Source organism: Alteromonas sp. Cnat2-8, assembly GCF_022348355.1.
Classification (GTDB): domain Bacteria; phylum Pseudomonadota; class Gammaproteobacteria; order Enterobacterales; family Alteromonadaceae; genus Alteromonas; species Alteromonas macleodii.
Genome location: NZ_JAKREX010000008.1, coordinates 114,772 through 131,835 on the forward strand (window position 1 = coordinate 114,772; position 17,064 = coordinate 131,835).

General features: G+C 44.7%; 13 protein-coding genes. 8 read left to right on the forward strand and 5 right to left on the reverse strand.

Going from position 1 to position 17,064, the window contains the following annotated elements:
- The first annotated feature begins 59 nt into the window (after positions 1-59).
- From MHN00_RS19575 to MHN00_RS19605, 7 genes are all read left to right on the forward strand, one after another.
- Positions 60-878 carry a methyltransferase gene (locus MHN00_RS19575; protein WP_239302133.1) on the forward strand — a complete coding sequence of 273 codons (819 nt, stop codon included), beginning with the start codon at positions 60-62 and terminating at the stop codon, positions 876-878.
- A 13-nt stretch (positions 879-891) separates the two neighbouring features.
- Positions 892-1,380, forward strand: coding sequence for a YgjV family protein (locus MHN00_RS19580; protein WP_014977436.1), 489 nt, complete (start codon positions 892-894; stop codon positions 1,378-1,380).
- A gap of 294 nt (positions 1,381-1,674) precedes the next feature.
- Complete coding sequence (locus tag MHN00_RS19585; protein WP_014950752.1) at positions 1,675-2,247, forward strand: hypothetical protein; 573 nt, start codon at positions 1,675-1,677, stop codon at positions 2,245-2,247.
- A complete protein-coding gene (bcsA, locus tag MHN00_RS19590; RefSeq protein WP_014950751.1) occupies positions 2,225-4,450 on the forward strand; it encodes a UDP-forming cellulose synthase catalytic subunit in 2,226 nt (741 codons plus the stop codon). Before MHN00_RS19585 ends, bcsA begins: the two co-directional genes overlap by 23 nt.
- The gene (locus MHN00_RS19595; RefSeq protein WP_239302135.1) at positions 4,447-6,723 is read left to right on the forward strand and encodes a cellulose biosynthesis cyclic di-GMP-binding regulatory protein BcsB; all 2,277 of its coding nucleotides are present in this window, start codon (positions 4,447-4,449) and stop codon (positions 6,721-6,723) included. Before bcsA ends, MHN00_RS19595 begins: the two co-directional genes overlap by 4 nt.
- A 29-nt stretch (positions 6,724-6,752) precedes the next feature.
- Positions 6,753-7,823: a glycosyl hydrolase family 8 gene (locus MHN00_RS19600; RefSeq protein WP_230633762.1), complete on the forward strand. Its 1,071-nt coding sequence runs from the start codon at positions 6,753-6,755 to the stop codon at positions 7,821-7,823.
- Entirely contained in the window at positions 7,820-10,243 is a 2,424-nt protein-coding gene (locus MHN00_RS19605) for a cellulose synthase subunit BcsC-related outer membrane protein (protein WP_239302137.1), read from the forward strand. The genes MHN00_RS19600 and MHN00_RS19605 overlap by 4 nt, the downstream gene beginning before the upstream one ends.
- Before the next feature lie 39 nt (positions 10,244-10,282).
- Here the strand turns inward: MHN00_RS19605 and MHN00_RS19610 are convergent, their stop codons facing one another.
- The 5 genes from MHN00_RS19610 to MHN00_RS19630 all read right to left on the reverse strand — a co-directional run bounded on the left by MHN00_RS19610 (position 10,283) and on the right by MHN00_RS19630 (position 15,663).
- Entirely contained in the window at positions 10,283-11,695 is a 1,413-nt protein-coding gene (locus tag MHN00_RS19610; protein ID WP_014977432.1) for a collagen-binding domain-containing protein, read from the reverse strand.
- Positions 11,696-11,876: 181 nt separating this feature from the next.
- A complete protein-coding gene (locus MHN00_RS19615) occupies positions 11,877-12,287 on the reverse strand; it encodes a biopolymer transporter ExbD (protein ID WP_014950746.1) in 411 nt (136 codons plus the stop codon).
- 142 nt (positions 12,288-12,429) lie between these two features.
- Entirely contained in the window at positions 12,430-13,218 is a 789-nt protein-coding gene (locus tag MHN00_RS19620; RefSeq protein ID WP_014950745.1) for a CLCA_X family protein, read from the reverse strand.
- A 25-nt stretch (positions 13,219-13,243) separates the two neighbouring features.
- Complete coding sequence (gene fldB, locus MHN00_RS19625; protein ID WP_014950744.1) at positions 13,244-13,780, reverse strand: flavodoxin FldB; 537 nt, start codon at positions 13,778-13,780, stop codon at positions 13,244-13,246.
- Between the two features lie 17 nt (positions 13,781-13,797).
- Positions 13,798-15,663 (reverse strand): alkaline phosphatase family protein, encoded by a 1,866-nt coding sequence (locus tag MHN00_RS19630; protein ID WP_239302139.1) that lies wholly within the window; start codon positions 15,661-15,663, stop codon positions 13,798-13,800.
- A 271-nt stretch (positions 15,664-15,934) separates the two neighbouring features.
- Between MHN00_RS19630 and MHN00_RS19635 the strand changes: the two genes are divergently transcribed.
- Positions 15,935-17,056 carry a hypothetical protein gene (locus MHN00_RS19635; RefSeq protein WP_239302141.1) on the forward strand — a complete coding sequence of 374 codons (1,122 nt, stop codon included), beginning with the start codon at positions 15,935-15,937 and terminating at the stop codon, positions 17,054-17,056.
- The last annotated feature ends 8 nt before the right edge of the window (positions 17,057-17,064 follow it).

Consider the following 17,064-nt stretch of genomic DNA (forward strand, 5'->3'; position numbering starts at 1 on the left):
AATACGACTTCCTTATGTTCCGCTGTAAACAATTCACCGTAGCACAGGACAAATGCGCGATGAAAGTGAATACCGACAGTCTGATTTTAGGAAGTTGGGCACAGTTTCGCGCAAACCTCAGCCATGCCCCACGCATCTTGGATATCGGCACCGGCAGTGGCATTTTAGCGTTGATGATGGCCCAAAAAGCAGCGCACTTTTGCAATCCGAACGGTGAAGAGCAGAATGTTCAAAGCAGTTCAATTGACATCAGCTCGTTCGATAATGGCGCAGCCAGAATTGACGCGATAGAAATAGATGAGCAAGCCGCAGCGCAGGCCGCTACCAACTTTAAAAATGCAAAATGGGCCAAACAGCTGTTTATTTACTGCTGTGATGTAACTGGCTACACCTCCCCCCACTTGTATGACCTAGTGATTTCTAATCCACCTTACTTTGACACGCCAGCTACACTTTCAAATGCGTACAGCAAGCAAAGCCAATCTCGCTCGGTGGCAAGGCAAACGTCTGCATTGGGCTCAGATGAACTTTTTAGTGCAAGCAGCACGTTGTTAATAGAACAAGGGCAAATGTACTGTGTGTACCCAGCGTCGATGGAAGCCTCGGTTATCGAAACGGCTGAAGGTTATGGCCTATCGCTGGCAGATATTCTTTATGTAAAGCATACATCTAACAAATCGCCTTATCTTTGCGCGTTCCACTTTAAAAAAGTAATGGAGGGCGCAAGTGATAATCTTAAAAACGTTACTGCACATCGGGAATGGCCGAGCTTAATAGCGAAAAATGCAATCAAAAATGAGCTGATAATTAGGGATCAAAAGGGCGAATATACCAGTGAATACAAAGCCCTTTGTCAGCCTTTCTACCTTAAATTTTAATGAGCTTATATTAATGAACATAGTTGCAGAAGGCTTTGGCGCAATAGCCGTTGTTTTAAATTTTATTGGGTATCGCCAAACTAACGTAGACAAGTATCTGCTTATTTCTGCGTTTGCCTTAAGTGCACTTAGCGTGCATTTTTTTATGCTAGATGCCATGGCCGCAGGCATTGGAACACTGCTTGCCAGCGTTCGTAACTTTATTGCCATTAAACATAGAAGCAATGCCATTTTATTTTTCTTTGTTGCGGTGAATCTAGGCTTCCTCGCTTATGAGTGGTTTGTGCTAGAGCACAGCTGGATAATCTTCATTGCCTATGCGTCTTCACTTATTTTTACAGTGGGATCTTTGGTTATCCGCAATACGCACACTATTAGAAAGGTTTTTCTTGTTGCTGAAACTTTGGGGTTGTTATATGCCATTTCCGTGGGCAGTATTTTTGGAACGGTATTCAATGTAAGTAACTTGATCAGTATTTTAAGTAAGCTGCGCAAGCCCTAACGCTTTAGCAATAAAACTCACCTTATCAATTAGTCTAATTTGCCCACTTTAATCCCGTTTAGTCGGGCTGCTTTTCTGCGACTTACGCTACCTGCTATATGGCTTTTCATATAGTCTGCACACCCTTGTAGGCCTTGCCCTACATGACTTATACCAAAGTTCAATGAGCTAAAGTTCAATATCAATTTGCGTATGTAAGCGTATCATTATTAATCAGTAAGTATGGTTTCAGCAATTTTTCCTCTGAATGTACGGAAGTAGACTCAGTGTGTAGTAATGAGGGGAGTGTGCGCAGTGAAATTAGTAGATAACTCACAACAATTTGACCAATCACCTACGCTTGAACAATCGTTTCAGAGCGCTATTAATGAAGGCGCTGCGGTAAACGTGTTTGAGCTTGCTCAACAGTTTAAAAATACCAACCCTGCTTTTAAAAAACCTCAACTGGTTGAAGAACGCACGAGTTTAGAGACAGAGCAGCTGTGGAAGAAGCGTCTTTCGATGCTGCTTGATGCAGAAAATAAACTTATGAAAGTTATACGTTTTCGCAAAATTACTGGTATATTTACCGTTGCAAGTATGGCTATGTTTTTATTTTCCCTGTACATAGCGCCAACAATGTCGCCAGTATTGTTCTATGGCCTTATTGTTGTAGCTGCATTTGGAATGGCAACGTATCCGGCGTGGTTGTTAGCGTCTAAAAGCAATAAAAAGCAGAGAGATGACATTTCTCGTTTGTTTTATAAAAGTAATCACGAGATTGAAATGTCGGACGGTAAAATTACGTTAATTAACAGGGCGAACTATGCAAGTGTAACGCAAATACACGTATTGGATCGCAAACTTGGACTATTCGCAAACTCGTAGACAACACTACACCTCTCAGTTCATTATTGTTCTGTTAGTAGCATCCTTTATTCTTGGGGTGCTACTGCTGGCACCCATGGATGCATTGGGCCAGCTTCTCTCTTCAATCGTTATCCTCATTGCAATATCCTTGTGCAGCAAAGAAGCGCGGCACACGCAAAAATACCAGCATTTATTCCGCATTTTAGCTCTGGTGCTAGCCATTGCGCTTAGCGTCAGGTATTTGCTGTGGCGTGGTATTTACACGCTAACCTACTCAGATTTTCTTTCAATGATTGCCGTCTGGCTATTATTTGGCGCTGAAATTTATGCGGGGATCACTTCAGTGTTAGGGGCGATCGTTAACGCGTTTCCGCTCAGTCGACCGCTTTTGTCCCTGGAAGGGGTAGATAAATCAACTCTGCCCAGTGTAGACGTCATGATCCCGAGTTATAACGAAGATGAAGGGATATTAGAAGTTACTATCCGCGCTGCAAAAATGCTCGATTACCCTAAAGAAAAGCTTCGTATTCATTTGCTTGACGACGGCGGAACCGACCAGAAAATTAACGCTGAAAACCCTGTGTCAGCGGCCACTGCAAAACAGCGGCGACAAGATTTGCAAGCACTGTGCAAACGCTTGGATATTACCTATCACACTCGAGCAAAAAATGAGTTTGCCAAGGCGGGTAATGTGAACAGTGCAATACAAAATACCACGGGTGATTTGATTGTTATCTTGGATGCTGATCATGTTCCTACTTCGGATTTTCTTGATAGAACCGTGCCGTGGATGCTTAAAAACGAGAAGGTCTTTCTCGTTCAAACCCCTCATTTTATGGCTAACCCAGATCCTGTTGAGCGTAACTACTTCTCTGCGTTTACTCGCATGCCTTCAGAAAACGACATGTTTTACGGCACTATACAGAAAGGCTTAGACTACTGGGGGAGTTCCTTCTTCTGTGGATCAGCCGCATTGATGAGAAGAAAGCACCTCGATTTGGTGGGGGGCATTTCCGGCGACTCTATCACTGAAGATGCAGAAACCGCGTTAGATCTTCACAAAATGGGCTACGAGTCTGTATATGTGGACAGACCTATGGTAAGCGGCCTTGCGCCAGAAACTTTTGATGCGTTTATTCAGCAGCGTATGCGCTGGGCACAAGGCATGACGCAGATTTTACTACTTAAAAAGCCTTTTAAAGCGCAAGGACTAAAATGGTATCAGCGAGTGGGCTACATGAGTTCAATCATGTTTTGGCTGTTTCCGTTTGCTCGCATCATCTTTTTGCTTATGCCACTGGCGTATTTGGTCTTTGGGCTTCAGGTTTACCATGCATCGATGCTGGAAATTTTTGCCTTCACCCTGCCTCACGTTATTGCCACATACATGATATCCACCATGCTCTTTGGGCGAACCCGATGGCCCTTAGTGTCAGAGTTATATGAAATACTACAGTGCGCATTTACGCTAAACGCATTAATCAAGGTTTTCTTAAAGCCGCGGGCACCTTCATTTGTTGTAACACCAAAAGGAGAGAGTCTTGACAGAACCTTTGTATCGCCACTATCGAGCGTGTTTTACTGGCTAATATTGGTAATCACATTCGCATTAGGGAGCGGTGTCTATAAGTTCATAACAGAGCCTCTTACACGCGAACTTACTGTGGTGGTCATGTTGTGGAATGTATTTAATTTGATTCTATTGTTGTCTGTTCTTAGTGTGTTATTAGAGCGGAAACAGGTGCGTAGTCAGGCACGCCTACCAGCTACCAACAGTGTCGTTATTAAGACTACAAGTGATGAAGCTTGGGTTGGAGATTTGGTCGATCTTTCGCTAGGTGGAGCTCGGTTACGCTTGAAAGGTGAGGGAGCGTTAGTACCTGAAAATGCCACGCTCACATCGTGGAGTCACGCACTGAATAAGAACGTTCATTTGCCAATTAGCGTTCTGCATTACGACAATAGGTCAAAAATTCTTCGAGTACGCTTTATGCCTCAAACCGAAGAACAAGAAAACGAAGTCGTCGCCTATTCACTGTGTGATAGTCTGCGCTGGATGTCGTTTCAACGAAGAAGAACAAGGGCTATCTCATATTGGTTCGGTGCAAAACATGTGTTGAAAGTTGGGTTAAAGCCTGTTTTATTGCATATGCTTGTATTAATGGGGAAATTCGCCGGGAAATTAGGTTTGCTTGCTAAACCGGCAAAGGAAAATCAATGATAAAAAAATTTCTTATGTTCATCATATGTTTGTGCATGCCTTTTACCCTAGCGGCGCAAACTGACACGTATCGATTAACCGACTTTTTTGGCGGTGAAAGTACCGTGCGCTTGCAGGGAAAATCTGCCTCCATTGATATTCCAATTCCCCTTAGTTCAGTAACTGATGTGGACAGCGCGCTACTTACATTAGAAGTGGTCAGCTCGCAGGCGTTAATCAAAAAGCGTTCTCAGCTGTATGTAAGATTTAATAATGCGACCATTGGACAGATTGCGTTCGACCCAGACAGACCTTCTCTTGTATCTGAAATTGCGATCCCTACTTCATTGTGGCGAGCCGGGTTTAACTCTTTGACACTAGCGGTAAGTCAGCACTATGCCGAGCAATGTGTTGACGGCAGTGCGCCTGAATTGTGGAGCGAAATTAATGCATACAACTCAACGCTAAAAATTGCGACGTCGGTGAATGAAAAGCGCTTCACGTTAGATGAGCTGAGCGGATTCTTTAATCCAGGAATTGGCGGACAGCGAAACGTTCAGCTTTACACGGCGCGAGAAGCTGATGATCAAATTAAATATCAGACACTTCCCATTGTTGCTCAAGCACTGTCTCTTAGGAATCAATATCAGCCGCTTATTATCGAGCATGACAGCTTTGATGATGGTTACGTTTTGCCCCAGCTAGAAGACACAGAAAATAGTTTTTGGAACGACCAAAATGTTGCTCGCTACGAGCGTGCTGCCTGGTATCTCAAAGCCAAGCAAAAACAGCCTGTTCACATTCTAGTTGGTACAGTCGACGCGTTATCACCGGTATTATCTGACGAAGTGATTAACGACATTGATGGCGCGTTTCTAAAAGCACAGCGCACACCTGCGTTTGTTAAGGACAGCAACGTTATTGTACCGGCTAGTTACCGCCTTATTGTCAGCGGAACTACGCAAGATGAAGTACTTGAGGCAGCGAAAGCCTTGGCGGTAATGGACGATGCGATTAACCCTATTTCACAAGTCACCGTACTTTCACAGTCACAAATGCAGGCGGAAACGCTGCAGCGTCATCGCATTCTGAACCCAGACAATCACTACACATTCCAAGACTTTGGTGTGGCGACCACGCAGTTTAGGGATGAGGGGAACTTCACCAAACGGGTGTCATTCAGATTGCCTGCAGATTTTTATGTACCTGAAAACGCGAGCGTGAGCTTGCTCTTAGACTTCGGGTATGGCGCAGGTTTTGGGCCAGGTTCGGTTATGAATGTAAGCGTGAATGACGAACTTGTACACGGTTTGTCTCTTAATAATATTAACGGACAATCCTACCGAGACTATCAGTTAAGAATACCTGCACGGTTCTTCAAAGGCGGGACGAATAATTTAGACTTTGCGGTAACCATGAGAGCGCCGTTAGCAGGTGTGCCTTGTGATGATATTCCTGGTTCCCACCTCGTGTTCCAGCTTGATGATTCTTCGGCAATAAAGCTACCTGATGCAGGAAACGTGGCAGTTCAACCTAATCTCGTCTTGCTTTCAGAAACGGCTTACCCGTTTGCGCGCTTTAAGTCAGCACCATCGTCAACCATTGCTATTCCGTCAGATGACTATTTAGATACAGCGTTAACCCTTTCAGCGAAATTAGCGCAAGTAGCCCAAGTGCCTTTATTGAACGTGAAAATAGCAACTGGAAACGACATTACAACCGAAGGTTCTGTGATTGTTCTAGGTACCCCTGAAAGCTTAACGAATATTGAGCAGTCTGAATTCAGTACGGCCATTGAGGCAACGAAACGCTGGTCTTATCGGTTACAGAACAATCTGTACAATCGCGTAAGAAACCTGACTGACGATCAGTCTTTCAAAGAAATGCGCATAGACGGTCATACCGTTCAAGAAAGTGACTTAGGTGAGCAAGCAGTACTTACTGCACAGGCACACCCTGTTTCATCACAAACCGATACCTTGTTCATTGTTGCAGCGCAGACGCCGGAACTTCTTCAAGCTAGAGTCGAGGATCTGGTTAGTTTGTCGATGTGGGGGCAGATGGCAGGGGATTTCTTCGCATGGAAAGATGGTCTTTCGCCATCACTCATCATGCAGGTAAGCGATAAATATGAAGTGGGTGAAGCCGACGACAGCTGGCTGCATTTACGACTATGGCTGTCTAACAACCCGTGGTATTGGTTAATAGGCTTTATATTGGTTGTATTTGTTGTGAGCCTACTTATTTATCTGTTGCTTAAACGCAGAAATAAACAAGTGCAAGACTCATGGTAAAGCTGCATTACGCTACAAAAGCGACGCTAGTGATAGGTTTTTTGTTCCTGTTGGCGTCGTGCTCTACCAAGGAAGATAGCGAATTCAAGTCTCAGTACATAGCGTATAAGGCATTGTTTGTTGACGGCGGGCGCGTGGTAGACACAGGAAATGATGATGTGTCTCACAGCGAAGGGCAAGGATACGGTATGCTCTTTGCCGTCGCCGCCAACGACAAAGACACCTTTGATGCATTATGGCACTGGACCCAACGTACGCTCATGCGCGAAGACGGGCTATTTAGCTGGCGCTACCGACCTTGTGTGGATAATTCATCTTCTTGTATCGATGACCCTAATAATGCCTCTGATGGTGAGATTCTTATTGCGTGGGCATTATTGCGTGCAAGTGAAAAGTGGGGCGTTGGTAAGTATGAGGAGGACGCCAGGAATATTGTACGTGCTGTAGAGCAGAAACTTCTGGTGGTGAATAATAACAGTGTAGTGCTCTTGCCAGGGGAATACGGATTTGCATCTGACCAAACAGGAAATAGCAGCCTTCAGCTAAATCTGTCCTATTGGGTTTTTCCCGCCATAACTGACCTGTCTTCGCTGTCGGATACTCCGTCACGTTGGGAAAGCCTGTTCGAGTCGGGCTTGATCTTGCTGTCGAATATGCAGTTTTCTACCTACCAATTGCCCAGTGATTGGGTGCGTTTCACCCCTAATAGTACTGAGTCCGATAACAGTAAGATTGGTGCGTTAAGTTTAGATAATGTGATATCGCCTGAGTTTGGTTTTAATGCGATCCGTATACCGCTTCAGCTAGCATGGTCCCCACGTTTTCGCCAAAACGCTAGGTTAACTGAGAAGCTACTTTCCCCCTACTATGCATGGTGGGCGATAACGCCTACGCCAGCTACCATCAACCTGTTAAACGAGGAAACCGCTGAGTACGAAATGTCTAAGGGAATGCGTTCAGTGCAGATGGCCGTAAACAGCTTGATGAAATCAGAAGAAAAGCAAAGGCCAGAGTGGCCTGAGATCAATCGAAACATGGATTATTACTCGGCAAGTTTAACGCTGCTTTCTATGCTAGCAGTTTTGGATAACGCATCGTGAAAACTCGGTTTACTCGCACGTCTTTGTATCTGGCACTAGGCGCTTTGGCCACGTCACTTGTGTCGGTGCAGGCATACGGACAAGCTAAAACAAGGTACAAAGAAAAAGATCTGGGTATATTACCTGCACAACAAGATCAGCCGGATTTAACAGGGCTTTGGTACCATATTAATGAGCGACAGATTCAGCAAGCCAATGAAGAGTTTACGCGTTTAAAAGCTCGTTACCCTACGTGGCAGGTGCCACAAGAAGTCGAAACCGAACTAAACAGAATAAACGGCCGCTTAAAAGGTACTAACAAGCCTGTAGTTTCAGAGCCAAGAGAATCGCTTCAGGCTTTAAAAAAGCAGCCAGATAAGCCCGCTTCTAAAGCCCTCCCGCTCGAACAATTTGCTCAGTTAACGCCGAAAGCCAGAGCAAATACGTCGAAGCAAAAAGTAGAAACGCTTATTGCATTGAGCAATCAAATTAAGCGAACTGATTTTTACTTGCTTATGGGTTGGACGGCCATTGATAAAGGCATGTTAGAAATGGCAACGCAGCAGTTCTCTCAGGCTCAACAATCGGCAGTTCGGGATATCGATAAACAATCCGCTCAACAAGGCCTTAACAGTGTCACTGGTATTAAGCTACAGCAGGCATTGTCTTTGCGCGATACGACAACGCTGGAGCAATTTCTCAAATCTGATAACAGCGGCTACGTGAAAGAAGTGCTGCAGGGCGCGGCATGGCAACAATACGACTTGAAAAATTACGACTTTGCCGACGCGCTATTTAGTTTGGTGAACGATAATGAAGGCAGGTATTTGTCACTTAGCGCGCAAAGCAGCGACACGGCCAAGCAAAGCGCGTTCGACCTAGCATGTAGTGTCAATACTGAGGTTTTCATTCGACGCTGTGCTGATGGTCTGGCTAGCCGACAGGCTCAGTTTTACGATACACGGCGCTACAAGCAAAGTATTGAGTCAGGCGAAGCACTTGCCCGTTTGAGACCGTTAAGTGTAGATGAGCAAGCACTAATTGGGTGGGCTGCTAAAGAGATACAAGACACCACAACCGCCACCGCAGCGTTCGAGCGAGTGCTCGCGAAGACGCCAACCGATGCGGTAATTGCCAATGAATTGGTTACAATTAATCAAGACGACGAAGCCACACTGAACCGATTGGCGCTGAGATACAGTGCGGTAAAAAGCATATTGCAAGAACGCACCACACGTAACGCCTGGCCTAGAAAACAGTTTTGGCTAGCCTATCAAAATCGCGATGCGCGGGGAGTTACAGCACAAACTAAAGATGGCCTAAGTGCAGTCTACGGTATTAATACTCGCAGTCGAAGCGGAAGTGAGGGACTCGGTAATTTCGATGTTCTGTCGCAATATATTGGTATTGGCAGCGGTTATGAAAACTGGCTGTGGCAGGTATCACTCGACTATAAGCAATTCTACAGCGGTAGTCCTCAAGTTGGTGACTGGTTTGGTAACGACCAATTGAGTGGAGCATTTTCGGGAATAAGCGGCTTTGAAGATAAGGGGCTTCGCGCCGAAGCGCATTATCAGGCACCTGATTTCAATTTTTACGCTAACCTTGAATATGCCATGTTCGATCAACCCGTTGGCGCTAAAGTAACCGGGCAGATATCTGCAACCAAATTTCTTACCAGTACAACGGTAGCTGCAACCTTATTTAGAAAGGCAAAAGAAGACAGCTTATTAAGCCAAACCGGAACCTTCAATGCTGATCACGCGAAACCTTGGGGCTACGTGATAGAAAGTGGCATAAGAGGGTTAGTAGCGCATGCAGTGGCCGACAACTGGTCCGTTGCAGGTACTGCTCAGGTTAGTCGCTTAGAAGGCGAGCAGGTTGCCGATAATAGCGCACTCTCTCTACGGGGTGATGTGAGTTACGATATTGCTACCATGATATCTCCCATGCTTGATTATTGGCGTGTAGGGCCATTCTTGAGCTATACAAGCTATGATAAAAATCTAAGCGGCTTTACGGTCGGCAATGGTGGCTACTTTAGCCCCAGTCAGTTTGTCAGCATCGGGGGCTATTCAGAGCTGTTAACGCTTGAGGCGCTAAACTGGCAAGTTAAACTTCGAAGTTCACTTGCGCTTTCACGTGTTGAACAAGACGATGATCTGCGCTTTCCGATTGGAGGTGCATTTCCTACGGCAGACGAGAACGCGACCCTTGGTGAAAGCTCAGATACGGGTTTAAGCGGAAATTTTATGGCTGAAGGTCAGTATCGAATCAATCACAACTGGATTGTGGCTGGGTATATAGGAAAAGCATTTGCGGTTGAGTACCAAGCATTTGAAGCGGGTATTCAGATAAGGTGGCGAGAAGGGCGAGGTGCTGGTGTAACAAGCGATGAGCTTTTGCTGTCTTCGCCAAGATTAAGCGGCTTTGCACTATAAAGCCGCTTTTGCCTGAAGATTCACTCTCTTTTTAAAGCGTTAATTCGCTTTTCTACGTCTAGCTAGCATGAAACATCCAGCGCCAAATAAAAGAGCGATTGATGCAGGTTCACTTACGTTGATAGCGCCGAACTGATAGTTATTTACTTGGCCTGTTGGCGCATTGTAGGTTTCGCCGTCGTCATTAATCAGTTGCACCAACGGAGTGACCAATCTATTAGCAATGACATTACCGTCTACATGACCATTGTAGAAACTAAGCTCTGCATATGGCGCCAGTACACTACCTTTAACACCCACACTATGTAGTGTAAGAAAATCAGCATCAACAAAGTTAAACAAGATGTTGTTGGTATAAAGGCCATCATGACGCTGACCTACATTGTTGTCATTGTCTCTGTACTGGCCATTTTCTCTGAAATATTCATTTTCCTGCGTAAAGGCCGTATTAAAGAAGCCAGTGTTAAATAACTCAACTGATTCACCGTACACATTGATGATGTTGTAGCTGGTGGTTGAGAAATCGTAAACAATGCCTTTATCAGCAGCGCTGAACCAACTAGCGTCAATATTGTAGATATTGATGTCATCAGAGCCAGAGAAGGTAATGGTATTTAATACATCCTTGCTAGCGTCGGTACAAGCAACCGCTTGATCCGAATCGTTAGCGTCAGTGCACGACAATGTTGTTGTGCCATTCACCGACATTGACGCAAACTCCTGAGACTGCGCTGTTACTTCGGCAGCAATAGCATTAAAGTCAATATTGTTAACGTCAGCCTTACTCACGCTGCCCTGTTCTACAGATGTTGCTGTCGAACCATTGATAGCGGTGTAATTGTTAACGTCGTTAAGCGTTACGGTACCGTTAACTTCGCTGCTATCAAGTTCAACGCTAGACTCAGCAAATACGTTTCCGTTTTCAACTTGGGAGCCATATAAAGTAGGGTTACTCACACTGTCGTAAACACTATTAGGCCCACCAAGTTTCACAGTATTGGCGTGCACATCACCTGATACAACATTTGAGTTACCTAGTTTGACATCACCTTTCGATGAGATACCGCCAGACTTCACCGTAGAATTAATGAGATTTACAGTCTGCTGTGCGTTAACCGCTTTATCGAATGTGAGTTCAGAGCCAAACACCATACCTGACACGGTAGTTGAACCACCGTGAACATCACCGCGCGTGAAATGAAGGTTACCGCCTACGGCAAGAGCAGACTCAGACATATCTGGCGATAGCAGTAAGCCGACATTGAAATCGGATACGTTCATTTCGCCACCGACTGCTAGTCTTCCTTCAACATCGGAAGATTGGCCGGTAAAGCTATCGAAGATGAATGCGTTATATTCAAACGCTTCACTTAGTTCAATTTTGGCGGCAGACACTTGTGGTGCTGACATAACTGCTGCAAGTACAGCAGTGTAGAGTATTTTTTTGTGCATAATGGCTCCAGTGACATCAGAGTCTGGAACCGAGTTTCAACATGGATTTTCCAGACACACCGAATGGTACGATCTGAACAAAATTCATGCGATAGCACAAGAGATACTTTGGTATAAGGTCTTATACGAAAAAAGCCACCCGAAGGTGGCTTTCTTTAATTTGCGTGGTCAGAAAGGCGTTTTAGCTGCTCTTTTTAACCAAAACAGATACTTTATCAATACCTGCAATTTTAACTTGGTTCATAACTTCTACCACAGTACCGTGCTCACTGTCTTCGTGAGCCTGGATAGCAGCTGAATCCGTGTTGTTTTCCGCTAGGTATGTTTGCGTGTTTGCAACCACACGACGAATATCAACTTCGCGGCCGCCCATCATAATTGTGCCATCAGCATCAATACGGATAGAAAGCGCTTTTGAAGGCTTATCGTTTTTCGCTTGATTATCTTCAGGACGGTTTACGTCCAAACCTTTCTCTTTCACGAACGAGGTCGTTACGATGAAGAAAATCAACATGATGAACACGATGTCCAACATGGGGGTCATATCAATCTGAGCCTCGTCTTCAGCCGAGGTATGCTTCTTTCTTTTCATCTCGTCTTCTTTCTTCTGTTACGTTCGAGCGCTTTAGTATACTGCTTGTTACAAAAATATACAGGGTTTTGTACAAAAACAGTGTGCTCATTAACACTTGTTGTTGAAAAAATACTCAGTTTCACAGTAATAAAACAACAAACTAGGTTTGTTTATGTGAAATAGCGACACCTAATTGGTAAAAATACAACATCAATGCCTGATTGAGTGATGTACGCAAGTTACCATGAGGATAAATGCCAAGTCTAGCTTCCGTTGATTTTTTTGTCCCCTGCACCAAAAATGCGTTTTTGATCTCGTGATCTTGAATACAGGCTTCAAATGCGCGGGCAGCCATCTCCTGAGGCATAGCATAATAATACATTTTTAACGCGCGATCAGCTTCTACGGATCGCACAAAGTACTCATTTGGTCTTTTTTGATCATTTAGGAACAATAGCGAGAAACAATCGCTCAATTTTTGATTCAACGGATGAGGATTCATCGGGGCATTGTCGAGCCAGGCCTGTGTGGCAAAGCTACCGGCAGCAATACCGTCGAACATGCGCGGCGCAATATAATGATCGAAAGCGTGAAACCATTCGTGGGCTAGCGCTCCGGCTCCTGCATTTTTTGCTAGCGCAAGCTGTCTTTTCGCACTGTTGTAGTGGGCACTGCTGTGTTTTTGACCGCCACTGCCAAAAGCCAGTGACAGGGATCCGTTTAACGATAACACCTGTTCATTGATATTTAAGATCGCGACCAGATCGTAAAGCGCATCGAAAAAGAGGTTGGCAGCGATCTGTTGTTCTTCTGCTGTTACCCATCTACCCACAGTGATCGTAGCGAAATTAAACAGTTTGCGAATATCTTGAAATGAAACATCAGCGCCGTCCCTGTGGCTTGGGCCGTTGCGATAAAACTGCTGATGAATACGGCCTTTACTTTCCAACACTGACATCCGAAATTTATAGGCGTTAAGCCATCGAGACCAATAACTGTTCGCACCATGCTTCGATGCGCGCGTCTGTTTTGTCGTATTGGTTTTCATCGTCAAGAGACAGGCCAACAAACTGAGTTTTGTCTTCGGTTAACGCTTTTGAGGCGGTAAACTCGTAGCCTTCGTTTGGCCAATAACCCACGATCTTACAGCCTGATGGCAATATTGCATCGTGAAGCATGCCTAATGCATCTTGAAACCATTCACCGTAACCAAGTTGGTCGCCAAGTCCGAATAAGGCGATGGTTTTCCCTGATAAATCCAAACCGTGCACTTCTTCCCAATGAGACTCCCAATCTTCCTGGAGCTCGCCAAAGTCCCACGTTGAAATACCAAAAATGATAATGTCGTATTCGGCCGTGCGCGTTAGGTTAACGTCTTTAATGTTGTGAAGGTCAACAATATCTTCGTCAAAAAGGCTATTGAGTTGCGCTTGGATTTTTTCTGCTGCCATTTCTGTATAGCAGGTTGTTGAGCCGTAAAATAATCCGATGGACAGTGCGCTATCACTCATTAGATACCTCTTTTGAACTAATCGTCTTTAGAAGCTGGGAATTCTACCTCTTTACCGTTGCTCAACAAAGCTTTGCACTGAACATCGGTGTTTTTCTGTGAAATTTTTAATACACCAATGGCGCAACCGTTGAATAATTCGCCATAGCCCAAACTTGGCTCTCTCGCTTTTACTGACATATTTCGACGTCTTGTGAAAAGGTTTAGAGGCGATTTAGAGCGATAAAGCACGCGGTTTAATCTATCTAGCCATTTGATCAATCCATCCGGAAAGGCGTTTTTTAATCCGCTGCAGGTGAACTGGGTGATGTGGGGGCTGTTGCGCCTAAAGCGCAGGCGTACATCGTATACAAAGGAATAGTGCACATCGCCAGATAGAATGATGAAATCGGGGGGCGTTTTGTAATGCCTGAATATGTTTAATATAACGTTCGCGGTGCCTTTGTGGGCCATCCAGTTCTCAGCATCAACAGTAAGCGCCTTGCCAAAAAACGTAAACACCTTTTGAATGGCTTCGATAACCTTTACACCATAAATGGGAGCGGCAGAGACGACGATGACAGATTCTTTGCCAATTATAGAATGCTGAAAATCACACAGTGCTTCCCAGTCCATTAGCCCCGAGGGCTTATTCATATTAGATTCACTGCGCCAACGCTGCGTGCGGGTGTCTAAAACCTCAATAGGTGGTGTGGTATCTAAACGGTAATGCCACTGATCAAAATCCAACAGATCATCAATGATTTCATCGTGCGAGTTTAAACCGCTTTCTCCCATTGATTCTTGTACTTTAGCAATTAATGGCGCTACTTTTTTTGGAGCATTTCCCCAGCCTTGGCAAAGCAAGTAGCCGATAAGCGCATTGCCGATCATGCGTTTTGATAGAGGGTTTCCATAGACTTCTTGTTCCCAGCCCCGGGTTAAGTTCCAATCGTCGGTAACATCGTGATCGTCAAAAATCATATAGGTAGGAATGTGTGCCAGGGCCCTACGTACCTGCGGTAGCTGTTTTACAAAGCCGTTAAGCGCCTCGTGTTCTTTGTCGAAAATAGCGTGGTATTTTGGGGGGATCCCATCTTTATCTATATTGATATCAGCCCAAAGCGTGTCGGACCACACCAGTAAATACATAGCGATGATCTCCGCACTGCCAATCAAATGGTTTTGCGCGTTTACTGATGTGAATACCGGTTTTTTCTTAGCACCAAAGAATATTGAAGACAGTACCGTATTGGTCGCAATTTGTGGCAGAAGCTGCTCTCGTTCGTAATACCCATGTTCATGTGTGGCAAGTTCATTAGTGTTGGTTACTACTGCCCCTTCCAGTGCTTCATGATAAAGACCTAAACGGTCAATCACGCTGTGTATGGCTTTAAGCATAGGACCTGCGACATCATCAGCGTAAATCTGATCGCCCGTCATCAACAGGAGATCGGGAAAATCATTTTCCTTTTTGAACGCATTTTTATGGAGTACATCTACTTGTGCTAGGGCATCATCACTGTGAAAGTGAGGCTTACGGCATGAGCCGTGCAATATGGTCTCGGGAGTCTCGGTGTAGTGGAAACATAAGGAAGACTGCCCATCGTAAAGAAGCCCGCGTTGTTCATTTTCCCATGAAGCCTGCTGAGCATCGTCGCTAAAAGATAGCGAGTAACCTATCCGCGCAGTATCTTCGAAGGGCTCTGACGAAGTGAAAGAGAGCAAGTGTATAAATGCGTACTTACCTACGCGTATGGTTTCGCGTTGACAATTGCCGCTGACGACGACTTCATTTGCAGATAGATTTAGCGCAGGTGAATCGGCGTTACTGGTTACTACCCAAATATGACATTCTGTAGATGTCACCCTTCTTACTATTGGACCTGCAATAACTTGGGGCAAGTGCTGCGTAGAAATGACGCTCTCCTTTAATTTTCGTCAATATTAATACACGTAAGTGTGTTAACTAAATATGCTGCACATTAATTGAAAACATGATGACAGCACGACTATTTAACGTTGCCAAATCATATATGTACTCAGCAAACCTGATGTCTATCGCATAACCTTACTCTTTTTTGTGAATAAACGGTATGCTCGATATACTCCCTTACAATTTTTTCAGTTTTACCTTTTGCTCTCGTCTTAATAAACGGAGAGAGGACTTCACACTATGCTAAAATATTTAACCAGTGCTGTGCTAACCACTTTACTGATAAGCGCCTGTAGCGAGCCGAAAGACGTTGTTATTACTCCTGAACCTCAAGACTTAACAGAAGTCACTGTGGGTAAATGGATCCTTGATGAAAAAGGCAACGTTATGTTTGATCCTCAAACCTCAGGGTTAGTGGTGCTAGACGGTCAACTTGTCACTATCGCAGATGCTAGTGCTGATACCACTCAACAGTTGAAACTTCATAGCATTTCACCAGATACCGCAACGCTGAGCGCATCGAGCGAACGCTTTTCATTTTCCAACACCGTGCGCCGAAGCTGCTTTTATAGCTATTTGAGCGAGCAACCTGATTTAGAAGCGCTAGCCGTAGACCCCAGAGACACTAACGTAATTTATACGGTTACCGAAGATGCTACCCGTACCGGCGCATTAAGCCCTCGCTGTGAATCCAAATACGAGGAAACAGGGTCAACAGATTACCCTACCTTGTTGGTAAAATTGACACGAAAAGATAATGGCTCGGTTGAAATGTCGGATGTCCGACCTCTTCAGTTTCCCAACGATTTTGAAGTAGGTAATTTTCCTAACGACGGCATTGAAGGGTTGACGATGGCTGAAGACGGCACGTTATATATGGCGCTAGAGAAAGATAAAGCAGGACAGCCAAGAATTTTTACATTGGCTGTTGATGAAGACTTTTTCTCGTCGAATGATTTTGCCACAGTGAGCGAGCCTAACCTTCAACTTCCTTCGTTTACTTCAGGTAATCATCCTATCAATGGACTGGCGTTATATACTCATTCAACGGGCGCATCCTATTTGTTTGGCGCAGCAAGAAACGACAATGAACTGTGGGTAATTGATGTGAGTGGCAGTAAGCCAACAAAGCGTATCCCTATTACTTTCGACGTTGCCGGCGATCAGAGTTGCGAACAGTACACAATGGATAATTCGTCGATGGAAGGATTAGTGACCATTGAAAATACCTTGTGGATCATTAACGATCCTTGGGAGAAAAACTACCTTAAAAACGCGACGTGTGAAGCGCATAAGAAGCGTTATGAAGACTTAGCGCCTTTATTATTTCCACTAGAAATTAACAGCGTTTGGTTTGAATAATAAGAAAA

Bases quoted from the DNA above. Each gene is read 5' to 3' on its own strand.
- MHN00_RS19575 (WP_239302133.1), top strand. From the start codon at position 60: ATGAAAGTGAATACCGACAGTCTGATTTTAGGAAGTTGGGCACAGTTT.
- MHN00_RS19580 (WP_014977436.1), top strand. From the start codon at position 892: ATGAACATAGTTGCAGAAGGCTTTGGCGCAATAGCCGTTGTTTTAAAT.
- MHN00_RS19595 (WP_239302135.1), top strand. From the start codon at position 4,447: ATGATAAAAAAATTTCTTATGTTCATCATATGTTTGTGCATGCCTTTT.
- MHN00_RS19610 (WP_014977432.1), bottom strand. From the start codon at position 11,695: ATGCACAAAAAAATACTCTACACTGCTGTACTTGCAGCAGTTATGTCA.
- MHN00_RS19615 (WP_014950746.1), bottom strand. From the start codon at position 12,287: ATGAAAAGAAAGAAGCATACCTCGGCTGAAGACGAGGCTCAGATTGAT.
- fldB (WP_014950744.1), bottom strand. From the start codon at position 13,780: ATGAGTGATAGCGCACTGTCCATCGGATTATTTTACGGCTCAACAACC.
- MHN00_RS19635 (WP_239302141.1), top strand. From the start codon at position 15,935: ATGCTAAAATATTTAACCAGTGCTGTGCTAACCACTTTACTGATAAGC.